Annotated in this window: 18 protein-coding genes; 11 read left to right on the top strand and 7 right to left on the bottom strand. The window is 45.5% G+C overall.

Translation table 11 applies throughout. The features are described 5' to 3' along the window. Positions 1–71: 71 nt before the first annotated feature. The 5 genes from OH456_RS19620 to OH456_RS19600 all read left to right on the top strand — a co-directional run bounded on the left by OH456_RS19620 (position 72) and on the right by OH456_RS19600 (position 4,802). Positions 72–608: a GspH/FimT family pseudopilin gene (locus tag OH456_RS19620; protein ID WP_270034099.1), complete on the top strand. Its 537-nt coding sequence runs from the start codon at positions 72–74 to the stop codon at positions 606–608. Further along, complete coding sequence (locus OH456_RS19615; protein WP_270034085.1) at positions 605–1,234, top strand: PilW family protein; 630 nt, start codon at positions 605–607, stop codon at positions 1,232–1,234. Before OH456_RS19620 ends, OH456_RS19615 begins: the two co-directional genes overlap by 4 nt. Then, positions 1,231–2,484, top strand: coding sequence for a hypothetical protein (locus tag OH456_RS19610; protein ID WP_270034084.1), 1,254 nt, complete (start codon positions 1,231–1,233; stop codon positions 2,482–2,484). The genes OH456_RS19615 and OH456_RS19610 overlap by 4 nt, the downstream gene beginning before the upstream one ends. Continuing rightward, on the top strand, positions 2,474–2,887 hold the full coding sequence (locus OH456_RS19605; protein WP_270034083.1) for a type IV pilus modification PilV family protein: 414 nt from the start codon (positions 2,474–2,476) through the stop codon (positions 2,885–2,887). The genes OH456_RS19610 and OH456_RS19605 overlap by 11 nt, the downstream gene beginning before the upstream one ends. Positions 2,888–3,242: 355 nt before the next feature. After that, positions 3,243–4,802, top strand: coding sequence for an AbgT family transporter (locus tag OH456_RS19600; protein WP_006072502.1), 1,560 nt, complete (start codon positions 3,243–3,245; stop codon positions 4,800–4,802). A 74-nt stretch (positions 4,803–4,876) separates the two neighbouring features. On the opposite strand, the gene fghA is transcribed toward OH456_RS19600, so the two are convergent. Together fghA and OH456_RS19590 are read right to left on the bottom strand one after the other, a co-directional pair. Further along, positions 4,877–5,722, bottom strand: coding sequence for an S-formylglutathione hydrolase (gene fghA, locus OH456_RS19595; RefSeq protein ID WP_038228008.1), 846 nt, complete (start codon positions 5,720–5,722; stop codon positions 4,877–4,879). 53 nt (positions 5,723–5,775) lie between these two features. After that, complete coding sequence (locus OH456_RS19590; RefSeq protein ID WP_006072498.1) at positions 5,776–6,900, bottom strand: S-(hydroxymethyl)glutathione dehydrogenase/class III alcohol dehydrogenase; 1,125 nt, start codon at positions 6,898–6,900, stop codon at positions 5,776–5,778. A gap of 172 nt (positions 6,901–7,072) precedes the next feature. Here OH456_RS19590 and OH456_RS19585 point away from each other — a divergent pair, with 172 nt between their 5' ends. The 3 genes from OH456_RS19585 to OH456_RS19575 all read left to right on the top strand — a co-directional run bounded on the left by OH456_RS19585 (position 7,073) and on the right by OH456_RS19575 (position 8,905). Beyond that, positions 7,073–7,957, top strand: a complete 885-nt coding sequence (locus OH456_RS19585) for a LysR family transcriptional regulator (protein ID WP_006072497.1) — start codon at positions 7,073–7,075, stop codon at positions 7,955–7,957. Beyond that, on the top strand, positions 7,950–8,477 hold the full coding sequence (gene tadA / locus OH456_RS19580; RefSeq protein WP_270034082.1) for a tRNA adenosine(34) deaminase TadA: 528 nt from the start codon (positions 7,950–7,952) through the stop codon (positions 8,475–8,477). The genes OH456_RS19585 and tadA overlap by 8 nt, the downstream gene beginning before the upstream one ends. Positions 8,478–8,716: 239 nt before the next feature. Then, on the top strand, positions 8,717–8,905 hold the full coding sequence (locus tag OH456_RS19575) for a hypothetical protein (RefSeq protein WP_124940187.1): 189 nt from the start codon (positions 8,717–8,719) through the stop codon (positions 8,903–8,905). A gap of 68 nt (positions 8,906–8,973) precedes the next feature. Here OH456_RS19575 and mltF read toward each other — a convergent pair whose 3' ends face one another. Continuing rightward, complete coding sequence (gene mltF, locus OH456_RS19570) at positions 8,974–10,470, bottom strand: membrane-bound lytic murein transglycosylase MltF (protein WP_240645395.1); 1,497 nt, start codon at positions 10,468–10,470, stop codon at positions 8,974–8,976. A gap of 374 nt (positions 10,471–10,844) precedes the next feature. On the opposite strand from mltF, the gene purL reads away from it, so the two are divergent. Together purL and OH456_RS19560 are read left to right on the top strand one after the other, a co-directional pair. Beyond that, positions 10,845–14,744 carry a phosphoribosylformylglycinamidine synthase gene (purL, locus tag OH456_RS19565; RefSeq protein ID WP_270034081.1) on the top strand — a complete coding sequence of 1,300 codons (3,900 nt, stop codon included), beginning with the start codon at positions 10,845–10,847 and terminating at the stop codon, positions 14,742–14,744. 194 nt (positions 14,745–14,938) lie between these two features. Then, entirely contained in the window at positions 14,939–15,205 is a 267-nt protein-coding gene (locus OH456_RS19560; protein ID WP_270034080.1) for a DUF3622 domain-containing protein, read from the top strand. Between the two features lie 67 nt (positions 15,206–15,272). Here the strand turns inward: OH456_RS19560 and OH456_RS19555 are convergent, their stop codons facing one another. From OH456_RS19555 to tsaA, 3 genes are all read right to left on the bottom strand, one after another. Next, on the bottom strand, positions 15,273–15,944 hold the full coding sequence (locus tag OH456_RS19555) for a tellurite resistance TerB family protein (protein ID WP_270034079.1): 672 nt from the start codon (positions 15,942–15,944) through the stop codon (positions 15,273–15,275). Between the two features lie 112 nt (positions 15,945–16,056). Continuing rightward, positions 16,057–17,772: a proline--tRNA ligase gene (locus tag OH456_RS19550; protein ID WP_270034078.1), complete on the bottom strand. Its 1,716-nt coding sequence runs from the start codon at positions 17,770–17,772 to the stop codon at positions 16,057–16,059. A 90-nt stretch (positions 17,773–17,862) separates the two neighbouring features. Continuing rightward, entirely contained in the window at positions 17,863–18,561 is a 699-nt protein-coding gene (gene tsaA, locus OH456_RS19545; RefSeq protein ID WP_006072483.1) for a tRNA (N6-threonylcarbamoyladenosine(37)-N6)-methyltransferase TrmO, read from the bottom strand. 348 nt (positions 18,562–18,909) lie between these two features. Here tsaA and OH456_RS19540 point away from each other — a divergent pair, with 348 nt between their 5' ends. Next, a complete protein-coding gene (locus OH456_RS19540; RefSeq protein WP_006072482.1) occupies positions 18,910–20,496 on the top strand; it encodes an AbgT family transporter in 1,587 nt (528 codons plus the stop codon). 47 nt (positions 20,497–20,543) lie between these two features. On the opposite strand, the gene OH456_RS19535 is transcribed toward OH456_RS19540, so the two are convergent. Continuing rightward, on the bottom strand, positions 20,544–20,927 hold the full coding sequence (locus OH456_RS19535) for a DUF3461 family protein (RefSeq protein ID WP_006072480.1): 384 nt from the start codon (positions 20,925–20,927) through the stop codon (positions 20,544–20,546). Positions 20,928–20,991: the final 64 nt, after the last annotated feature.

Genomic DNA, 20,991 nt, shown 5'->3' with positions numbered 1-20,991 from the left:
TCATTTACTTTAATAGTTTTCGTGGCTGCTAAATTTAACGCAAGTCTTAGTCGTCATTTGTAGGTGGTTTCATTCTTTTTTGGGAAAGATCTCGCGGCTTCTCACTCTTTGAGTTGGTTATTGCGATAGCGGTTCTTGGTGCTCTGCTTTCTGCTGTAGCTCCTACCTTTCAAGACGCTTCTAAGAAACTCAAAGCAACGCGAGCCGCTAATGAGCTATATGCTCTGTTAATGCAAACAAAGGCCGAGTCGATTGTACAGAATACGCCGCTATGGGTTCACTTTTCGGGGCTCTCAGAGCATCCAGAAACTGAGCACTGGAGTGTTGAAGTTACTAATCGTGTTGATATTAATGATCCCGATGCCAGGTTGTTGCGGCAAATAAAAGGCGAGGTGTTTAAAGGCATTGGGTTGTCACTCAATCATTCTAACCATCTGATTAAGTTTGATAATTTGACGGGAATGGCCCTGTCTAATGGCACTATCAAATTACAACCCTACAGTGATGAGGAGTCTTATATCAATATTCGGACTCACAGTGTTTCTGGTCGAGTGATTGTATGTGATGTTGGCGAGATCCAGTTTGGCTTTGGAGCCTGTCCTAAATGAGAAGTGCCCCTAATCTCGTACGTGGACTCATGTTGATAGAGCTTGTCATTGCAATGGCTCTGAGTACGTTAGTGCTATCGGCACTTGTTACCTTCTATATGTCTATCCAACGTCATGTTATCGAGCGCTCGCAGTTACTTATTCTTCAGCAAGCGCTGTCAACAACAGCACGGCGAGTTCAAAATGACCTTATACGCTCTGGTGCAGATGGCTTTAATAATGCGACGCTGAATCCTCAAGGTTCAACACAGACTGTATACGTATCCAACAATGGCATGTCGGTTCAATATGCTTATTGGGACGACAGAGACCCTAGTGTGGCCAAACCAATTGAAAATGTAGTGTGGCAATTTGATGCTGATAACCAAAAACTGAAGATTTGCCGTTCAGTTTCAAGTTTGGCATCGGGGGCAAGAGACATTAGTTTTTCCTTCGTCTCGGGATGTACATCCGTATTCGAACCAAACTTGGTGGCGATTTCACGCTTTGAGCTAATAAGCGATGAAGTGGGCTCTTCGAGTAGCACCAATCAGTACCTTAAATTGGAGATGGAAGGACACTTAAGAGCAAAACCTTCTGTTACCGCATCCATTTATCGAGACTTCATGGTGAGGAATGGTCAATGAGAGTCGGACATCAGTTAGGAGCGATCACTTTAATGATGACTTCAATATTGCTGAGTTTGGCTTTGATGTTGTTTATTGGTATGTATAAGACGACATTTTACGAGATCAAGCGTGCACAAAACGAAATTACCTCTCGAAAGTCTTTCTGGCTCGCTGAAGGTGGTGTGGAATGCGCGATCGCTCAGTATTTCCCTTCGCAGAAAATCCCTGCAAGCATTCAGGTTTGCGATGACACATTATCAGTGACAACAAAATTGTGGTCAGACAGCATAACTGGTGATGTGGTGGCTTCAGCGACATCAGGAAACCAGACTATCAGCCGGCGTTTTGCTTTAGCAACTTCCAAATTAAAGTCAGGGGCAATACAAACTTCTGCGAGCATTAAAATCAAATCGTCCTTGGTGATCAATACGCCGGATCCTGGTATGGAAGAGGATGAAGGCTGGGAATGTGCGGCATTTCGCTTCAAAGGTCATCTTTCAGTAAAAGGTTCATTAATTAATCGCGGATTGAGTGATGGTCCAGTGCCTAGTGAAGAGTTTATGAGTCATAAGAAGTGTTTGCAGGAGCACTTAACTACTGTCGTCGGTGATTGCAGCTCTTCTTCAGATCCCAAATGTTTTGCTAACGATTTTGTTCAAGATGGCCAGCTTAGCGTATTTGAAGATTTTTTCGGTGTTCCTCGTCATCAACATGATGCGGTGAGAACTAACGGCATGTTTAGAGAGATAAACCTAGAAACTCAAACGGCAGAAGGCCTTTGGGAACGGAAAAACTGTGGAGAAGAGATACTCCAGCAGCTCCGACAGAATAACTTACATCTTTGGATAAATGGCTCATGTGTCATATCGGATGATTACTTAGCAGATATTAAAGTGCTATCGGAAGCGAGTGACGGCATTACGTTACTAGTTCATGAAGGTATATTTGCGATGCAAGGCGCAGCAAGCATTAAAGGTGTTTTGTTTCATTTCAATCAAGACTTTGAACCTTCAATTGAGCAATGGCAACAGTTAGGAATAAGCGACAGTATTACGACACACTTTCCTGAAGATCAATCACTTGCGGCTTATTACCAAGACGGCAGTTTTATGATTACTGGAGGCGCATTTTTTGATTACTCCAATGTAGAACATCTTGCATTATTCCGAGATTCCTTAAGCTTTCAATACAATCATGATGTCATCACTCATTCTAGTTCTTCATCCTCCAGTTACCTATGGAAGAAGGGGGCGTGGCGTGATTTTTAAACAGAGTGGCATCAGCATCATTGAAGTGTTAGTCGCATTGTGCCTTTTTGGAATTAGTGCGTTAGGTCTGGCGAAAATGCAAGTCGACATGGAGCAGCGCTCAGATTTTGCTTATCGAAGTACTCAAGCGCTAGCATTAGCGGAATCAAAGCTAGAGTGGTTTCGAACTCGCGGGGCTGACTCCTCAGTTTCCAATCGAGTTGTTGCAGATTATATGACGGATATTGTTGACGGACAGGACCACTCACATCCAGTGTTTGATGTTAAGTGGACTGTCTCGAAAGTAGCTCTGAATGGAAACATCAAGACGGTTGAGGTTGAAGTATTTTGGGTTGATCGATTGGGAGTGAAACGCAATGTTGCTCTGGTTACTCAGATTTCCCGCTTTAGTGAGTTTGACTAATTCTCTTGCCTCTATCGTGTCATTTTTCCATTAAGTAAATGAACTGAGAGTCATAGCCAAGGTTTGCGTTATTGTCGCAAGCATTAGGCGCTTAGATGGTGGTGAAAATATAAGCTATGTTTATATAATCGGGTCTTTTGCGTGCTAGTTAGATAATTGTTTTGCATTTGTGCATTAACATGTTGGTTAAATGTTATGTTAGTCGGTGTTTTTTGCAAAATAAGTCTACAAATATGGAAAAAGTTCCAAATTATCTACTCTTTTCATCTTTTTTAAATAAAATGGTCACGCAAATATAATCTTCTCGCCTCGCGCGATGAGACCAACAAATAACAACATCACACACGGAGTTACCATGAGTAACCAATCGATTAATCAAGCGCCAGCTCCAAAGCCGAGTGGAATGGATCGCTTTTTAAACTTTATTGAGAAAGCAGGTAACAAGATCCCAGATCCTGCTATCCTTTTCTTCTGGGCACTGGTTATTGTTTGGGTTGCGTCAGCACTTTTATCTAACGTCAGTTTTGATCTGATTAACCCACGTACAGGTACTGCACTAGAAGTTAATAACCTACTTACTGGTGAAGCACTGGCTAGCTTTTTAGCTAATATGGTGACAACCTTCACTGGCTTTGCGCCGTTAGGTATCGTTCTTGTTGCGATGCTAGGTGTTGGTGTTGCTGACTCTTCAGGCTTTATTACTACAGGCCTTAAGAAGATGCTTAACTTCACACCAGCTAAGCTACTAACACCAATGCTAATTCTTGTTGCGATTGTATCGCACACAGCAGCAGATGCAGGTTATGTACTGGTTATCCCTCTAGGTGGTATCATCTTCCACGCAGCCGGCCGTCACCCATTAGCGGGTATTGCAGCAGCATTTGCTGGTGTATCTGGTGGTTTCTCTGCGAACTTTATCCCTTCAGGTATCGACCCACTACTTGCTGGTTTCACGCAGACTTCTGCTCAAGTTCTTGATCCTGAGTACATCGTTAACCCTCTAGCAAACATTTTCTTCACTGGTCTATCTTCAGTGATTATTGTTGCTATCGGTTGGTACGTTACAGAGAAAATCATCGAACCGCGTCTTGCGAATACACCTGTAGATGAAGATGCAGAAGAAGCACCTGACCTAGGTACATTTACTGAGACAGAATCTAAAGCGTTCCGCGCTGCTGGTTGGTCAATGGTTGCTGGTATCGCGCTATTAATCGCAGCGATCATTCCTGAGACATCGGCACTGCGTTCACCTGAAGGTGAGATCACTGCGTTCTCTGCGCCATTAATGAAGTCGATTGTTCCTCTAATCTTCATTCTATTTATCATCCCTGGTTACGTATATGGACGTGTTTCTGGCACATTCAAAAACAGCAATGATGTAATCAAAGCAATGTCTGACACAATGGCGACAATGGGTGCGTACATTGTAATGTCATTCTTCTGTGCACAGTTCCTAGCTGCGTTTGGTCAATCAAACATTGGTACTATGCTAGCGCTTTATGGTGCAGAAGGTCTGAAAGCGATGAACCTTCCTGGTGAAGCGACGATTGTTGGTATGATTCTGCTAACAGCGTGTGTAAACCTGCTTGTTGGTTCTGCATCTGCGAAGTGGGCACTGATTGGTCCTATCCTTGTTCCAATGCTAATGGCAGTAGGTATCTCTCCTGAGCTATCTCAAGCGGCATACCGTGTAGGTGATTCTGTTTCTAACATCATTTCACCACTAATGGTATTCTTCCCTCTAGTTGTGGTTTACTGCCAACGCTACGTTAAGTCGACGGGTATCGGTACGCTTGCGTCACTAATGATGCCGTTCTCTATTGCAATGCTAATTGGTTGGACAATCTTCTTGCTAGCTTACTGGGCACTAGGTATCCCTCTAGGTATCCAAGCGCCATACACTTATACAATGTAAGTTGGTAGAAAGTTAGAACAAAGCCCGCCCTTTCTATTAAGGGCGGGCTTTTTAGTTTAAGTAATAGCTAAAACTTAGTCTTTCAAGAATCCAGCATGAAAGCGTAAGTGATCTTCAATAAAACTCTGAATGAAGAAATAGCTGTGGTCATAACCAGGCTGCATACGAAGCTTTATATCACTACCAGAAATTTCTGCCGCAGCTAACAACAGCTCTGGCTTTAGCTGCTCTTGTAGGAATCCGTCGTCTTCCCCTTGGTCTACTAAAATTGGCAGCGTTGCCATCTTAGCTTTAAGCAACTCAGCACTGTCATACTGTTTCCAGTCATCCGTATTGTTACCAAGGTACTGACTCAGTGCTTTTTGGCCCCAAGGGCAGTTCATTGGATTACTGATTGGGCTAAATGCCGAAATAGAGCGATATCTATCACTGTTCTTTAATCCAATCGTTAGCGCGCCATGTCCGCCCATGCTGTGTCCAGAAATGGATCGAACCTGCGTGACAGGGAAGTGCTGTTCGATAAGTGATGGCAACTCATCGACGACATAGTTGTACATTTGGTAGTGTTGATTCCAGGGTGCTTGTGTGGCATTCACATAGAACCCAGCGCCTAAGCCGAAGTCGTATGCACCTTCGGCATCATCAGGTACATCTTCACCGCGAGGGCTAGTATCAGGTGCGACAATGGCAATACCGAGTTTTGCCGCCATGCGGAAAGCGCCTGCTTTTTGCATGAAGTTTTCGTCGGTGCAGGTTAAACCTGAAAGCCAGTAGAGGACGGGGACTGGATTATCAGCGCTCGCTTCTGGTGGTAAATAGATGGCAAATCTCATCTGGCAGCTTAATGCCGAAGATTGGTGATGGTATTGTTTGTGCCACCCACCAAATACTTTGGCTTGGCTTACATTTTCTATGGTCATTCTATCAACCCAATTTAAAAGCAAGGGCTCTAGTACACTAGAGCCCTGAATCATTAATAGTGAATAACGGTACGAATACTTTCGCCTTTGTGCATTAATTCGAATGCTTCGTTAATATCTTCCAGTGGCATGGTATGAGTGATGAACTCTTGTAAGCCGAACTCACCTGCCATGTAACGGTTAACGATTTCTGGTAGTTCACTACGGCCTTTAACACCACCGAAAGCACTACCACGCCATACGCGACCAGTCACGAGTTGGAACGGACGAGTTGAGATCTCTTGACCTGCACCCGCTACGCCGATGATAACGGATTCACCCCAACCTTTGTGGCAGCACTCAAGTGCTTGACGCATCACGTTTACGTTGCCGATACATTCGAAAGAGTAATCAACACCACCATCTGTCATCTCAATAATTACTTCTTGAATTGGCTTATCGAATTTTTGTGGATTGATCACGTCAGTCGCGCCAAGTTGCTGAGCAAGCTCGAATTTGCTTTCATTGATGTCAACACCAATGATTTTGCTAGCGCCAGCCATACGAGCACCAATGATAGCTGATAGCCCGATGCCACCAAGACCGAAGATAGCAACAGTGTCGCCTTTCTCCACTTTCGCTGTGTTCAGTACCGCACCCATACCGGTAGTAACACCACAACCAAGTAAACATACTTCCTCTAGAGGTGCTTCTTTGTTTACTTTAGCCAGAGAAATTTCTGGTAGTACAGTGTATTCAGAGAAAGTTGAACAACCCATGTAGTGGTAAATTGGTTGACCGTCTTTGTAGAAACGAGTCGTACCATCTGGCATCAGACCTTTACCTTGAGTCTCACGAACTGCTTGGCAAAGGTTAGTTTTACCTGATTTACAGAACTTACATTCGCCACATTCTGCAGTGTAAAGTGGAATAACATGGTCGCCAACTTCGACACTTGTTACACCTTCACCAACCATTTCTACAATGCCGCCACCTTCGTGGCCAAGAATGCTTGGGAAAATACCTTCTGGATCATCGCCAGATAGAGTGAATGCATCTGTGTGACATACACCAGTAGCAACGATTTTTACGAGTACTTCACCAGCTTTTGGAAGCATAACATCCACTTCTTCCATTTTAAGTGGTTGGTTAGGGCCCCAAGCAACAGCAGCACGTGATTTGATAAATTGTTCAGTCATGGTTATTCCTTATTATTACAAGGTCACAAAATTAACTAACGGCTAACTTGAGTAAGACTAGTTCACTTCACGCCGTTTGCATCAGATGGGGCTAGTATATTTATTTCTTAAATAATGATAATTAGCATAAATTGAAATACACTATTACATGAAAGTAATAGTGAGGGTTAAAATGGCAAATTGGGAAGGGATCAATGAGTTTGTAGCAGTAGTAGAAACGCAGAGTTTTACTGGTGCAGCAGACAGGTTGGCAACATCAGTAGCCAATATTAGTCGTAGAGTAAATGCGTTGGAGGAAAAGCTCGGCGTAAAGCTATTTGTTAGAACTACTCGCAAAGTTTCGGTAACGGAAGTGGGAGCGACTTACTATCAACACTGTAAACCTCTTGTTGATGGACTAGCGTTGGCAGAATTAGCGATTACTCAGTTGCAATCGACGCCTAAGGGTAAAATAAAGATGACGGCGCCAGTCACCTTTGGTGAACAAGTTCTTGCGCCGTTGATGCACGAGTTTTTGTTGATACACCCACAAATTGAACTGGACTTGATTCTGTCTAACCAGAAAATGAACTTGGTGGAAGAAGGATTTGACCTAGCCGTTCGTCTTGGTCGACTCGAAGACTCTTCTATGATGGCCAGAAAACTACTCGACCGTCATATGTTTGTGTGTGCAAGTCCAACCTACCTTGAAAACCATGGTGAGCCTCACACTCTGTCGGAATTGAAAAGGCATAGCTGTTTACGAGGTTCAACAAAGTACTGGCGTTTCGATGAAAAAGGGTCTGAGCGTCTTATTCACGTTGAAGGTCGAGTTCAATGCAACAGTGGTTATGCGCTCGTTGACGCGGCTTTAAAGGGATTAGGCATAGTGCAACTTCCTGATTACTATGTGCAGCCGTATTTGGAAGCTGGGGAACTGGTGGAAGTGCTGACTCCATATCGAGGTGATCGTGAAGGTATTTGGGCATTGTACCCACAGAACCGAATGCTCACTTCGAAAGTTCGCACGTTAATTGATTACTTATCAGAAGCATTAAGCCGAGAAAAACATGACTGATGAACAAATGACCTTTGAATTTAATGATGAAGACCGTCGTTTTATGCAACGCGCGATGGAGTTGGCGAATCATGCTGAATCTGAAGGTGAAGTGCCTGTTGGAGCGGTATTAGTCAGAGGTGGGAAGATTATCGCTGAAGGATGGAATCAATCTATCGGTAATCACGACGCGACGGCGCATGCTGAGATGCAAGTGATTCGTAAAGCCGGGCAGAACCTAGAAAACTATCGACTGCTGGATACGACATTGTATGTAACGCTAGAGCCTTGTCCAATGTGTGCTGGAGCTCTGCTACACAGTCGTGTGAAGCGGGTTGTATTCGGTGCACCAGATTTAAAAGCTGGCGCAGCAGGGACTGTATTGAACTTGTTTGAAAGCCAAGCATCGTATCATTATGCCGATGTTGAATCTGGGTTATTAGAAGAGGAATGTCGTCATCAATTGCAGGCATTCTTTAAACGCAGACGTAAAGAAATAAAGCAGAAGAAGCGTGATGAACAGATGAAGGGTGAGGAATGATTTATTAGCAAACATCTGCTGGGCAGATGTTTGCTGTCTGTGCTTTATGGAGTGAGTAACTGCATAAAAGCTCGGTGACGCCAAATAACTTTCTTCTTATTATTGGCCATTTTTCTTTTGCGGCGGTTTGCTGCCACCGTCTTATTAAGGTGTTTAGATTGCATTCTTTTCCTTGCAAGCATAAAACTACCTCCTATCACGAAAGATAAACCTCTCCGATCTGTATCTAGACACAATCATTGCGTAATAGATTTCCTTATCAATGGATCGATGCCGGAGTACGAAACACAATCCACCGCCCAATCTTGTTGTCGGGTGATTTCGATTATGCTGAGTATTTGCAGAGGGCACGACAGTACCTTGCGACAGAAGAGATTATCTCGCCAACCGAAGCGTTGGCGAATGATCAATCTCAAAGTTTAATGTAAGGGCTTGAGAATAAGATTTCAAGTATGCGATATACGATCACATTCGCATACTTGAAGATTGCTGATAGTTAACGTCCTGAGTGTCCAGTTTGCTGGGTTGACGCAGAGTCTGAGCCTGAGCTAACCTCCTCTTGGTCTGGCGCGACCGGTCCATTTTCTGGAGGCAGTGGTGGGATGACGATTAAGTCTTCTGTACTTATTTCTTTTTCCGCTTCAACGGCTATCTGCTTGTCGATGTGACCAATAATGCTTTGATAGTAGCGACGAATATTCTCGACATAATTTCTTGCCTCATCACCGCGAGCATAGCCGTAACGTGTCTGGCTGTAATATTTCTTTTGGCGTAATAACGGTAAACGATCTTTCACATCCGCCCAAGCATCAGGATCACCACCTTGTCGTTTTGTCAGGCGTCTTGCGTCCATCATATGACCGAAACCGACGTTATAAGAGGCGAGGGCAAACCAGATTTTCTCATGTTCTGCGATAGAATCTGGAACACGATCAACAATTCGTCTTAAGTATTCCACACCGCCACGGACAGACTGTTCTGGATCCAAGCGGTTGGTAACACCAACACTTTTAGCCGTCGGTAATGTAAGCATCATCATACCGCGAACACCTGTTGGCGATTTAGCCACAGGATTCCAGTGAGACTCTTGATAGGCAAGAGCAGCGATTAAGCGCCAATCAAATTCGTTCGAATATTTCTTAAAGAGAGGCGACCACTTAGGCAATTTGCCATCTAAAGCACGGATAAACGCGCGAGTATCGACGTAGTCGAAAACACCGATGTGTCCGATATACTTCTCTTCTAAATTCGCCAGTTCACCTGTCTGTTTCAAGCGGCCGAAGAACTCGATCAATAACGCGTACAGGCTTTCATCTTCTGACTTACGCATATACCAAGAGATCGGTTGATCTTCAGTCATTTCAAACGCCAATGCGAGATCAGGATAAATTCGTTGAGAAAGTGACAGTTCCACAGAGTCTGCCATGGTGAATTTAAGTTGGCCTTCAGAAACCTGCTTTAGTAGGTCATTGACGTCAGCATTAGCATCAATGTAGTAGCGGAACTCAGGGTTCTGGTTAGCGACATTCGCTAGTGTTTGCTCAAAGTGAGAGTCTTTTACTATCGCAAAGACCTCTTCACCATCGGCTTTATCGATTAACTCTTGCTGATTGTTTAATAATTGTTCTAAGTTTCTTGGTCGCCATTGACCCTTCTTATAGACCACCTGTTGGCTTACGTAGTAATAGGCAGGGCCTGCGCGAAAGTGCTTGATACGTTCTGGAGATTGGCTTAGTCCGGCTGCAATAATATCGATTTCACCTTTTTGCAATGCTGGAAACAGACTTGCTTGGCGGTAAGCGGGCTTCATTTCCAACCGTACACCCAGTTCATCGGCAAACTGCCTTGCAAGCTCATAGTCCAAACCAGTCGGACCATCAGGACCAATATAATAAGAGAGTTGATTATTGAGAGTACCGACACGAAGCACACCACGCTCTTTAATATTCTCTAGTTCGCTTTTGGGATCAGAGTCGATTTGGCAGCCTGCCATTCCAAGCGTTAACAGACAAACGGATAGTAATTTGAGCCAGCGTAAATTTAACCAATAAACAGCAGATGGATTTTGCATTAATTCATTTATCTCACAACGATAGTGCTGTCTTTATACCAAAGCTGACGGGCTTGGCAAAGCAAGAAGGCATAAACACCCGAGAGTGGTCACTTTATCACCATGACGATATCGTTTGCTGCAAATCGAAAAAAAATGACGAAAACGTTTGCGTTAGCGGTTACGTCACAAAAAAAAATCCTCTATAATAGCGCCGCATTAGAGCAGGATAAATTGTTATAAGTTCAAAAATACAATCTAACTATTTGAATTTATACTAATTTCACCTCAATCAACTGCATAAGAGACCTAAGCACATGAGAATTTTGCGTGGTTCCCCAGCTCTTTCTGAGTTTCGTGTTAACAAGCTACTAGAGCTTTGTCGTGAACTAAACCTACCAGTAACAGGTATTTACGCTGAGTTTGCCCACTTTGCCGACCTAACGGCAGACCTGGATGAGTCTGAAGTTGAAAAATTAAAGAAGTTGCTGACTTACGGTCCAACGATTGAAGAGCACGAGCCAACAGGCACGCTGCTATTAGTGACACCTCGCCCTGGCACTATCTCGCCATGGTCTTCTAAATCTACGGATATTGCGAATAACTGTGGCCTAGAGAAAGTGACTCGTCTAGAGCGCGGTACGGCATACTATGTAGAGACATCAAGCGAACTGACGGAGCTTCAACTTGTTGAGCTTAAAGCGGTGATCCACGACCGTATGATGGAAGTGGTTTTCTCTGACTTCGAATCAGCGGCAGCGCTGTTCCAAGTAGCAGAGCCAGCACCGGTAGCTGATGTTGATCTACTAACAGGTGGCCGCAAAGCACTAGAAGAAGCGAACGTGACGCTAGGTCTTGCACTTGCAGAAGATGAAATTGATTACCTACTTGAAAGCTTTGTGACTAAGCTAGAGCGCAACCCAACAGACATCGAATTGATGATGTTTGCACAAGCGAACTCTGAGCACTGCCGTCATAAGATCTTCAACGCAGATTGGACTATCGACGGCGTTAAGCAAGACAAGTCGCTGTTCAAAATGATCAAAAACACATTTGAAACGACACCAGACCACGTTCTGTCTGCATACAAAGATAATGCAGCGGTTATGGAAGGCTCTGAAGTTGGTCGTTTCTTCCCAGATCCAAAAACTCGTCAATACGGCTACAACCACGAGAAAGCGCACATCCTAATGAAGGTGGAAACGCACAACCACCCGACAGCGATTTCTCCATGGCCAGGCGCATCGACTGGTAGCGGCGGTGAAATCCGCGACGAAGGCGCAACAGGTATTGGCGGTAAGCCAAAAGCTGGTCTTGTTGGTTTCACAACGTCTAACCTTCGCATTCCTGGCTTCGAACAGCCTTGGGAAACCGACTTTGGCAAGCCAGGCCGTATCGTTAACGCCCTAGATATCATGCTAGAAGGTCCACTAGGTGGCGCGGCATTTAACAACGAATTTGGTCGTCCAAACCTACTAGGTTACTTCCGTACTTACGAAGAGAAGGTTACGTCTCACGCAGGTGAAGAAGTGCGTGGTTACCACAAGCCAATCATGATTGCTGGTGGTATGGGTAACATCCGTGACGAGCACGTTCAGAAGAAAGAGATCCCAGTAGGTGCAAGCCTAATCGTACTTGGTGGTCCTGCAATGAACATCGGTCTTGGTGGCGGTGCAGCGTCTTCTATGGCGTCTGGTCAGTCTGCTGAAGACCTAGACTTTGCCTCTGTTCAACGTGAAAACCCAGAGATGGAACGTCGCTGTCAAGAAGTGATCGACCGCTGCTGGCAGCTTGGTGAAGACAACCCAATCGCATTTATCCACGATGTGGGCGCGGGCGGTATCTCAAACGCACTTCCTGAGCTTGTTGATGACGGTGAGCGCGGCGGTATCTTCCAGCTACGCGACGTACCAAACGATGAACCAGGCATGAGCCCACTTGAGATCTGGTGTAACGAGTCTCAAGAACGCTATGTAATGGCGGTAGCGCCAGAGAACATGGAAGCATTCGATGCTATCTGTAAGCGTGAGCGCGCACCTTACGCAGTAGTGGGTGTGGCAACAGAAGAGCGTGAACTGAAACTTGAAGATTCACACTTCGACAACACGCCAATCGACATGCCGATGGACATCCTTCTTGGCAAAACGCCGAAGATGCACCGTGATGCGAAAACACTGAAAGTAGACAGCCCTGCGATCTCTCGCGAAGGCATTGAAATGAACGATGCGGTTGACCGCGTTCTTCGTCTACCAACAGTTGCAGAGAAAACTTTCCTAATCACCATCGGTGACCGCACGGTGACAGGCCTTGTTGCTCGTGACCAGATGGTTGGTCCTTGGCAGGTGCCGGTAGCAAACTGCGCAGTAACAGCAGCGAGCTACGATACTTACCACGGTGAAGCGATGTCTATGGGTGAGCGCACGCCAGTTGCTCTACTAGACTTTGGCGCTTCTGCTCGTCTTGCGGTAGGTGAGTCTCTGACTAACATCGCAGCGACAGACATCGGCGATATCAAGCGTATCAAGCTATCAGCTAACTGGATGTCTCCAGCGGGTCACCCAGGTGAAGACGCCGGTCTTTACGAAGCGGTAAAAGCGGTAGGTGAAGAGCTATGTCCAGCTTTGGGTCTAACGATTCCAGTAGGTAAAGACTCAATGTCGATGAAGACCAAGTGGAACGAGAACGGTGAAGACAAAGAAGTCACGTCGCCACTTTCACTGGTTATCACTGCCTTTGGTCGTGTGGAAGACGTTCGTAAGACGGTCACGCCGCAGCTTCGCACTGACAAAGGTGAGTCGTCTCTTGTTCTTGTTGATCTAGGTAACGGTAAAAACCGTCTAGGTGCAACCGCATTGGCACAGGTTTACAAGCAGCTTGGTGATAAGCCAGCAGACGTAGACAACGCAGAGCAGCTAAAAGGCTTCTTCGATGCGATGCAAACCCTTGTTCGTGATGACAAGCTAGTGGCTTACCACGACAAAGGTGATGGCGGTCTATTCGTAACGCTTGCTGAGATGGCATTCGCAGGTCACAGTGGCGTGAAAGCAGACATCGCTGGCCTTGGCGAAGATGCACTAGCGGCACTATTTAACGAAGAGCTAGGTGCAGTTGTTCAGGTTCAGAATGACGACCTTGAAGCGGTGAAAGCCGTACTAGCGGCGAACGGCCTAGAAGCATGCTCTCACGTAATCGGCAGCGTTGAAGCGTCTGATGACTTCGTTATCACTTCTGGTGATGCGATTGTTATCGAGCGCTCTCGTACTGAGCTACGTACTATCTGGGCGGAAACTACGCACAAGATGCAGTCTCTACGTGACAACTCTGCGTGTGCAGACCAAGAGCACGAAGCGAAGAAAGACAACTCTGACCCAGGTCTAAACGTGAAACTGAGCTTCGACGTTAAAGAAGACGTTGCAGCGCCATACATCGCAACAGGCGCTAAGCCTAAGATGGCAATTCTTCGTGAGCAGGGTGTGAACTCTCACGTTGAAATGGCAGCAGCGTTTGACCGTGCTGGTTTTGAAGCGACAGATATCCACATGAGCGATATCCTGACGGGTCAAGCAGTTCTAGAAGAGTACCAAGGTCTTGTGGCTTGTGGTGGCTTCTCTTACGGTGACGTACTAGGTGCAGGTGAAGGTTGGGCGAAGTCTATCTTGTTCAACGACCAAGCGCGTGACCAGTTCCAGAGCTTCTTCCACCGCGAAGACACTTTCTCACTAGGTGTGTGTAACGGCTGTCAGATGCTATCGAACCTAAAAGAGCTGATCCCAGGTGCAGACCTATGGCCACGCTTCGTTCGTAACGAATCTGAGCGCTTTGAAGCTCGCTTCAGCTTAGTAGAAGTACAGAAGTCTGACTCTATCTTCTTCGATGGTATGGAAGGTTCACGTATGCCAATCGCAGTGTCTCACGGTGAAGGCCGCGTAGAAGTTCGCGATACTGACCACCTAAACGCGATTGAAGCATCAGGTACGGTCGCGGTGCGTTACGTTGATAACAACGGTAACCCAACACAGCAATATCCAAACAACCCGAACGGTTCACCAAACGCAATCACAGGTCTAACGACTCGTGACGGTCGTGTGACTATTATGATGCCGCACCCAGAGCGTGTATTCCGTACGGTTGCTAACTCTTGGGCACCAGAGTCGTGGGGTGAAGACAGTGCTTGGATGCGCATGTTCCGCAACGCTCGCGTGAACGTTGGTAAGTAATCAAGTTAAGGCAACTGCCCCAAAGGTTACAACCCAATAGTTAATGAGGTCCTCAGTGGAAACACTGGGGACTTTTTCTTATAAAAACTCTGAGCGTAAGCGTTCGATTTGTGTTCTAATACCGCGCTGGCTTAGGGATGGTCAGCATTACATTGCTGGAATATCCCTTAACAAAGTCTTTAGGAAATACATAAATGTCTGAAAATAAAAAATTTACTATCCGTCTAACGGAAAAACGTAACGGCTGGTCTGCAGAGATCATTCGTCAAGTGACTTCTCGTCGCACGGTTGTGTCTAAGCGTGAGATGGGCTTTGAGAGCCAAGAATTGGCTCAAGCGTGGGCAGATAAAGAGCTTGCTGGTTTTATCGAAAACCAAGCAAAGCGTAATGAGCGTAAAGCCGAAGCTCGCGCAGCGAAAGCAGAAGCGGCAGCGAAAGCCGACGCAGATAGCGAAGAGTAATCCTTTTCGCTCTGATGGTGGTTCCTAGGGACACCCCTAGGAACGCATTGTTACTCTCAACTCAGTTTTACTGACTTACCTGAGCGTTCAATTGCTCAACCAAACCATTCTCTAACCCAAGTTGGGTTGCCAACTCTTTCAAATACGCTTTTTCCATAAAGTTTTGCTCATCAGCCACTAACAGGCTTGCTAAATAGATCTCTGTCGCGTGTTCTGGTGACACGGCCAATCGAGCAATCTCAGTAGGGTCAAGAGGTTTTGCTATCTCGGCTTGAATTAATTGTTGCACTGATGCGTCAGCATCGATTTGGGTGAGTGCTTGTTCGATCTTTGCCATCTCTTGCTCGTCAATATGTCCATCAGCCTTGGCCGCGGCGATCATCGCTTTGAGCACTGATTCATCATGTTGCGAGGTTTGGGTAAAGTTAGCTGGGGTTTGCGGTGAGTTAGAAGTGGTGGACCCTTCCTTGTTGTAGTCGTTATACATTTTGTAAGCGAGTGCGCCTAGTGCCGCAGCACCACCCACACCTAGTGCAGTTTTGCCCATTTTTTTTGTTTTCTTAGAGCCTATGAGCATACCGAGTAAACCACCGCCTACCGCTCCAGCACCTAGTGCACCAAGGGTTTTCTTATCACCGAGAGCTTGACCGATGCTTGACGAGGACTGGCTCGCTTTCTGGGTGGCTTGATTGACGATATCTGAATTAAGGGCTTGGTTAAGCAGTGATTTTAGGTTCATCTGTTACTCCTAGTCAGGTGGCATTCCACCATCATAAGAAAGCGAACATGAACAGAGTATGAAGGAAATAAAAAAGGCCGCATAGCGGCCTTTAGGATAATCTGGGTAACGATTAAGCTAGCTGAGCTTTCACGTGAGCCACGATGTCATCGATAGCGATTGGCGTTTTGTCACCAGTACGGCGGTTCTTGTATTCGAAGTTACCTTCGTCCATGCTGCGGTCACCAATAACTACAGTATGAGGAACACCAACAAGCTCCATATCAGAGAACATGACACCTGGACGCTCTTTACGATCGTCAAATAGCACTTCGATACCCGCTGCAGTCAGTTCTGCGTATAGCTTCTCAGCTGCTTCTTTAACGCGCTCAGATTTGTGCATGTTCATCGGTACGATCGCAACCTGGAATGGTGCGATAGCGTCAGGCCAGATGATGCCGTACTTATCATTGTTCTGTTCGATAGCTGCCGCTACCACACGAGAAACACCGATACCGTAACAGCCCATCTCTAGGATAACGTTCTTACCGTCAGGACCAAGCACGCCACAGTTCATCTTCTCAGAGTAGTTTTTACCTAGTTGGAAGATATGACCCACTTCGATACCACGCTTAAGCAGAATAGTACCTTGACCACATGGGCTTGGATCGCCTTCAACAACGTTACGTAGATCTTCTACTTTACCAAGCTCAACGTCACGACCCCAGTTGATGCCAAAGTAGTGCTTGTCATCAATGTTTGCGCCAGCGCCAAAGTCGCTCATTACTGCAACCGAACGGTCAACAATAAATGGTAACTCAAGACCAACCGGACCTAGTGAACCAGGGCCTGCGCCAATCGCTGCGCGAATTTCTTCTTCTGTTGCCATTTCTAGAGGAGAGGCAACTTCAGCAATTTTCTCTGCTTTGATTTCGTTAAGCTCGTGGTCGCCGCGGATGATAAGGCCGACAAGTGGCGCTTCGATTTCATCAGAAGCTTTAACAAACAGCGTTTTCACTGTTTTCTCGATTGGTAGGTCGAACTGCTCAACAAGCTCAGCAATGGTTTTCGCATTTGGCGTATCAACCATTGTCATCTCTTGAGTCGGAGCGGCAAGCTCTGCAGCAGGCGCTAGTGCTTCTGCTTTTTCGATGTTTGCTGCGTAGTCAGACTCAGAAGAGAAGGCGATAAGGTCTTCACCGCTCTCTGCCAATACGTGGAACTCGTGTGAGCCGTTACCACCGATAGCACCGGTATCAGCCAGTACTGGACGGTAGTCTAGACCCATGCGGTCAAACGCTTTGCAGTAAGCATCGTGCATCGCTTCGTAAGACTTCTCCAAGCCTTCTTTGTCGATGTCGAAGCTGTACGCATCCATCATTGAGAATTCACGTGCACGCATCACACCAAAACGTGGGCGGCGCTCATCACGGAATTTAGTTTGGATTTGGTACAGGTTCAGTGGTAGCTGCTTGTACGAGTTTACTTCGTTACGCACAAGGCTAGTGATCACTTCTTCTGCTGTTGGGCTAAGTACAAACGGACGCTCATGACGGTCAGTGAAGCGAAGAAGCTCATCACCCATCTTTTCAGATCGGCCTGTCTCTTCCCATAGTTCAAACGGCTGCACTACGGGCATCAAAGTCTCAACTGCACCTGCATTATCGATCTCTTGGCGAACGATGTTTTCGACTTTACGCAGAACACGTAGACCCGTAGGTAGCCAAGTGTATAAACCTGAAGCTAGTTTACGAATCATACCTGCACGCAGCATTAGCTGGTGACTTACAACTTCTGCGTCGTTTGGTGTCTCCTTCAGAGTAGAAAGAAGATAGTTACTGGTACGCATTTATGGGTATCCGTTCATTATGTTAATAGAGAATTTGGGCAGAAGACCCAAATTGAGTTAAGCCGCTTATGATATCAGCCAATTCGCTTTCTACAAAGAGTCAATGGAAGTTACCAAGGCTAGTTGCGCGATTATTTTGAACTTTACGTTCCAATCGAAGAGTCTGACTCCGTATTCCTTATTATCAACCTTACTTTTTTTGTAAGCAGGTCGGGGATCTTGAGCGAGTACCTCTTTGATGACTTGCGTCTTATAAGCAACCTCCTTGTCCTTAGCTAGTTCCTCTAATGCAATGTCTGAAAACGCGACTTCTATCGATTCAGGTTCAGATTCCGCATAGCCACCGATGGCATCAGGGATTGAGTCTGAATAAGGGATATAAGGTTTGATATCGACGATTGGGGTGCCATCGACAAGATCAACACTGCCCACATCAATAAAGACTTGGGAACCTTGCTGACGAATACCTTTCAGTTCAACTGAAGACATCCCGATACCATTGGGACGAAATGTCGCGCGGCTGGCTAATACTCCGACTCGTTCATTGCCTCCTAATCGAGGCGGTCTCACTGTAGGTTTCCAGCCTGCGGCAAGGTTTTGGTCAAAGAGAAATAGCAACCAAAGGTGAGAAAACTGTTCAAGGCCGCGAACGGCTTCTAGACAATTGATGTCACCCTGCAACGCAATCGTTGCGGTGGCGCTCGAGACTAACCGAGGTTGTCTCGGTACAGCAAACTTCTCTTTGTAAGGAGAATGAATGATGCCAATTGGCTCCAATGAGTAAGTCACGAATTGAGTCCTAGTTCACATAAATCACAATCCATCATTTCAGAAGCGGAGTGTGTTTTCAATGATGATTTAGTTGAGCTTTTTTTAGCCTTAATCGGTTGTCGATATTACAAAAAGGTAAATATGTCACGAGATTGTTATTTTTTGTTTTATATTTTTGTCATTATAAGTTGTTGTGTTTCTGCTAAATAACTGGATGTAAATTGCGCATTATTTACAATTAGCAACATTTTCGGCTTTTAATGTTGAGCTCCCTCACGTACCCTGCGGCTGCTTTTTTACAAAGTTGTCAGGAATCGACCATGGCTTTGTAAAGAATGCTAGGACAAATAAAAAAGGAGGGGACAGATGAGTTCATCTGCCACAATGAAACACAACAAGCCAAAAAAGCCTCTATTTACCCGTTTTCTTGACGCGGTAGAGTACTTGGGGAATCTATTACCCCACCCAATCACACTGTTTGCTATTTTCTGTGTTGCTATCTTAGTTATGTCAGGCATTGCCGGCTACTTTGACGTAGCGGTTGCCGATCCGCGCCCTGAAGGCGCTGCTGGTCGTGCAGCAGACGGCATGATTAAAGTAGTGAGCTTATTGAACGCAGAAGGCTTACAGCTAATCGTGACAAACTTAGTGAAAAACTTCACAGGTTTTGCGCCATTAGGAACCGTTCTTGTCGCTATGCTGGGTGTGGCAATTGCTGAACACTCTGGCATGCTATCTGCCGCAATGCGTGGTCTTGTTATGGGTGCGTCTCAGCGCATGGTAACAGTAACCGTTGTATTTGCAGGTATTATTTCTAACACTGCTTCAGAGCTTGGTTACGTCGTACTTATTCCATTGGCAGCGATGCTGTTCCACTCTCTAGGACGTCACCCTCTAGCAGGTCTTGCAGCAGCGTTTGCTGGTGTATCTGGTGGTTATTCAGCAAACCTATTAATTGGTACTGTGGATCCACTACTATCAGGTATTACTGAAACTGCCGCTCAAATGATCGATCCAAACTACACCGTTGGCCCTGAGGTGAACTGGTACTTTATGTTTGTATCGACCTTCTTCATTGCGATTACAGGTGCCTTTGTTACCGAGAAAATCGTTGAGCCTAAACTGGGTAAATACAATGAAGAAGAAGCTGCAGAAGATCTTTCTAATGACAGCATGGGTTCACTGACTGCAGTAGAAAAGAAAGGCCTGAAAATGGCAGGTATTGCAGTACTGGTTGTAAGTGCAATCATTGCATCAACTGTTGTTCCTGAAAATGGCGTGCTTCGTACTGCTGATGGTCAGGTTGCAGGTTCTCCGTTCTTGAAGAGTATCGTAGCATTCATCTTTGTCTTCTTCGCGATTCCGGGCTTTGTCTACGGTAAAGTGACTGGCTCTATGAAGAATGACCGTGACGTGATCGATGCGATGTCGAAGTCTATGTCTTCGATGGGTATGTACATTGTATTGGTGTTCTTTGCTGCACAATTTGTTGCTTTCTTTAAGTGGACGAACTTTGGTCAGGTATTTGCTGTAGCGGGTGCTGACTTCCTACAGACTATCGGTCTAACAGGTCCTGCTCTGTTTTTTGCATTTATCCTAATGTGTGGCTTTATCAACCTAATGATTGGTTCAGCGTCTGCACAGTGGGCAGTAACAGCACCTATCTTTGTTCCAATGCTTATGTTGGTTGGTTATGCTCCTGAAACCATTCAGGCGGCATACCGTATTGGTGATTCAACCACCAACATCATCACACCTATGATGAGCTACTTTGGGCTGATTCTGGCAGTGGCAACACGCTATATGAAGAATCTAGGTATTGGTACACTAATCGCAACTATGTTGCCGTACTCTATCTGTTTCTTGGTAGGTTGGAGTTTACTGTTCTACATTTGGGTATTCTTACTAGGTCTACCAGTAGGTCCAGGCGCAGCAACGTTCTATACGCCTTAATAGATACGCCTATAAAAAATGCTCCCTTAGGGGAGCATTTTTTTTGATTACTTTAACTTTTCTAAATCCGCTTCAATCTCGGCAATTTTGCTAGAAACGACTTTTTCTAAGTGGCGAAGATCGGTGAGGATTTTCTGCTTAACATCGACTTCGGCGACTTCTACAGGTTTGGTTAGTTTATTTAATTCATCAATAACCAGCGTGAGATTGCGGTTAATTTCGGTGACTTCTTTGTAATTGCCACTGCTGCTATTAACACGAACATTCTTTACTTGTCTTGGATACTTAAACTTAACGCTTTTGGCGAAGAGCTCGCCCTTTTGCTTATGAAAGTATATCTTCAACACATCCTTGTGCGCTTCTTGTCGTAGTGAGTAACGCTCAATTTGTTTAGGATCGTGAATGCCTAAACCTGTGAGGTTTGGATACATAAGTTACCTCTTATTGCAGTGTGTTTTCTCTACAACTGTAGCAGGCAATTAATGTGGTAGATAG

The sequence above is a fragment of the Vibrio sp. La 4.2.2 genome (assembly GCF_027586995.1).
In the GTDB taxonomy this organism is placed as follows: Bacteria; Pseudomonadota; Gammaproteobacteria; order Enterobacterales; family Vibrionaceae; genus Vibrio; species Vibrio mediterranei.
Note: the sequence above shows the minus strand (reverse complement) of the source record. Positions and strands in the feature narration are given on the sequence as shown.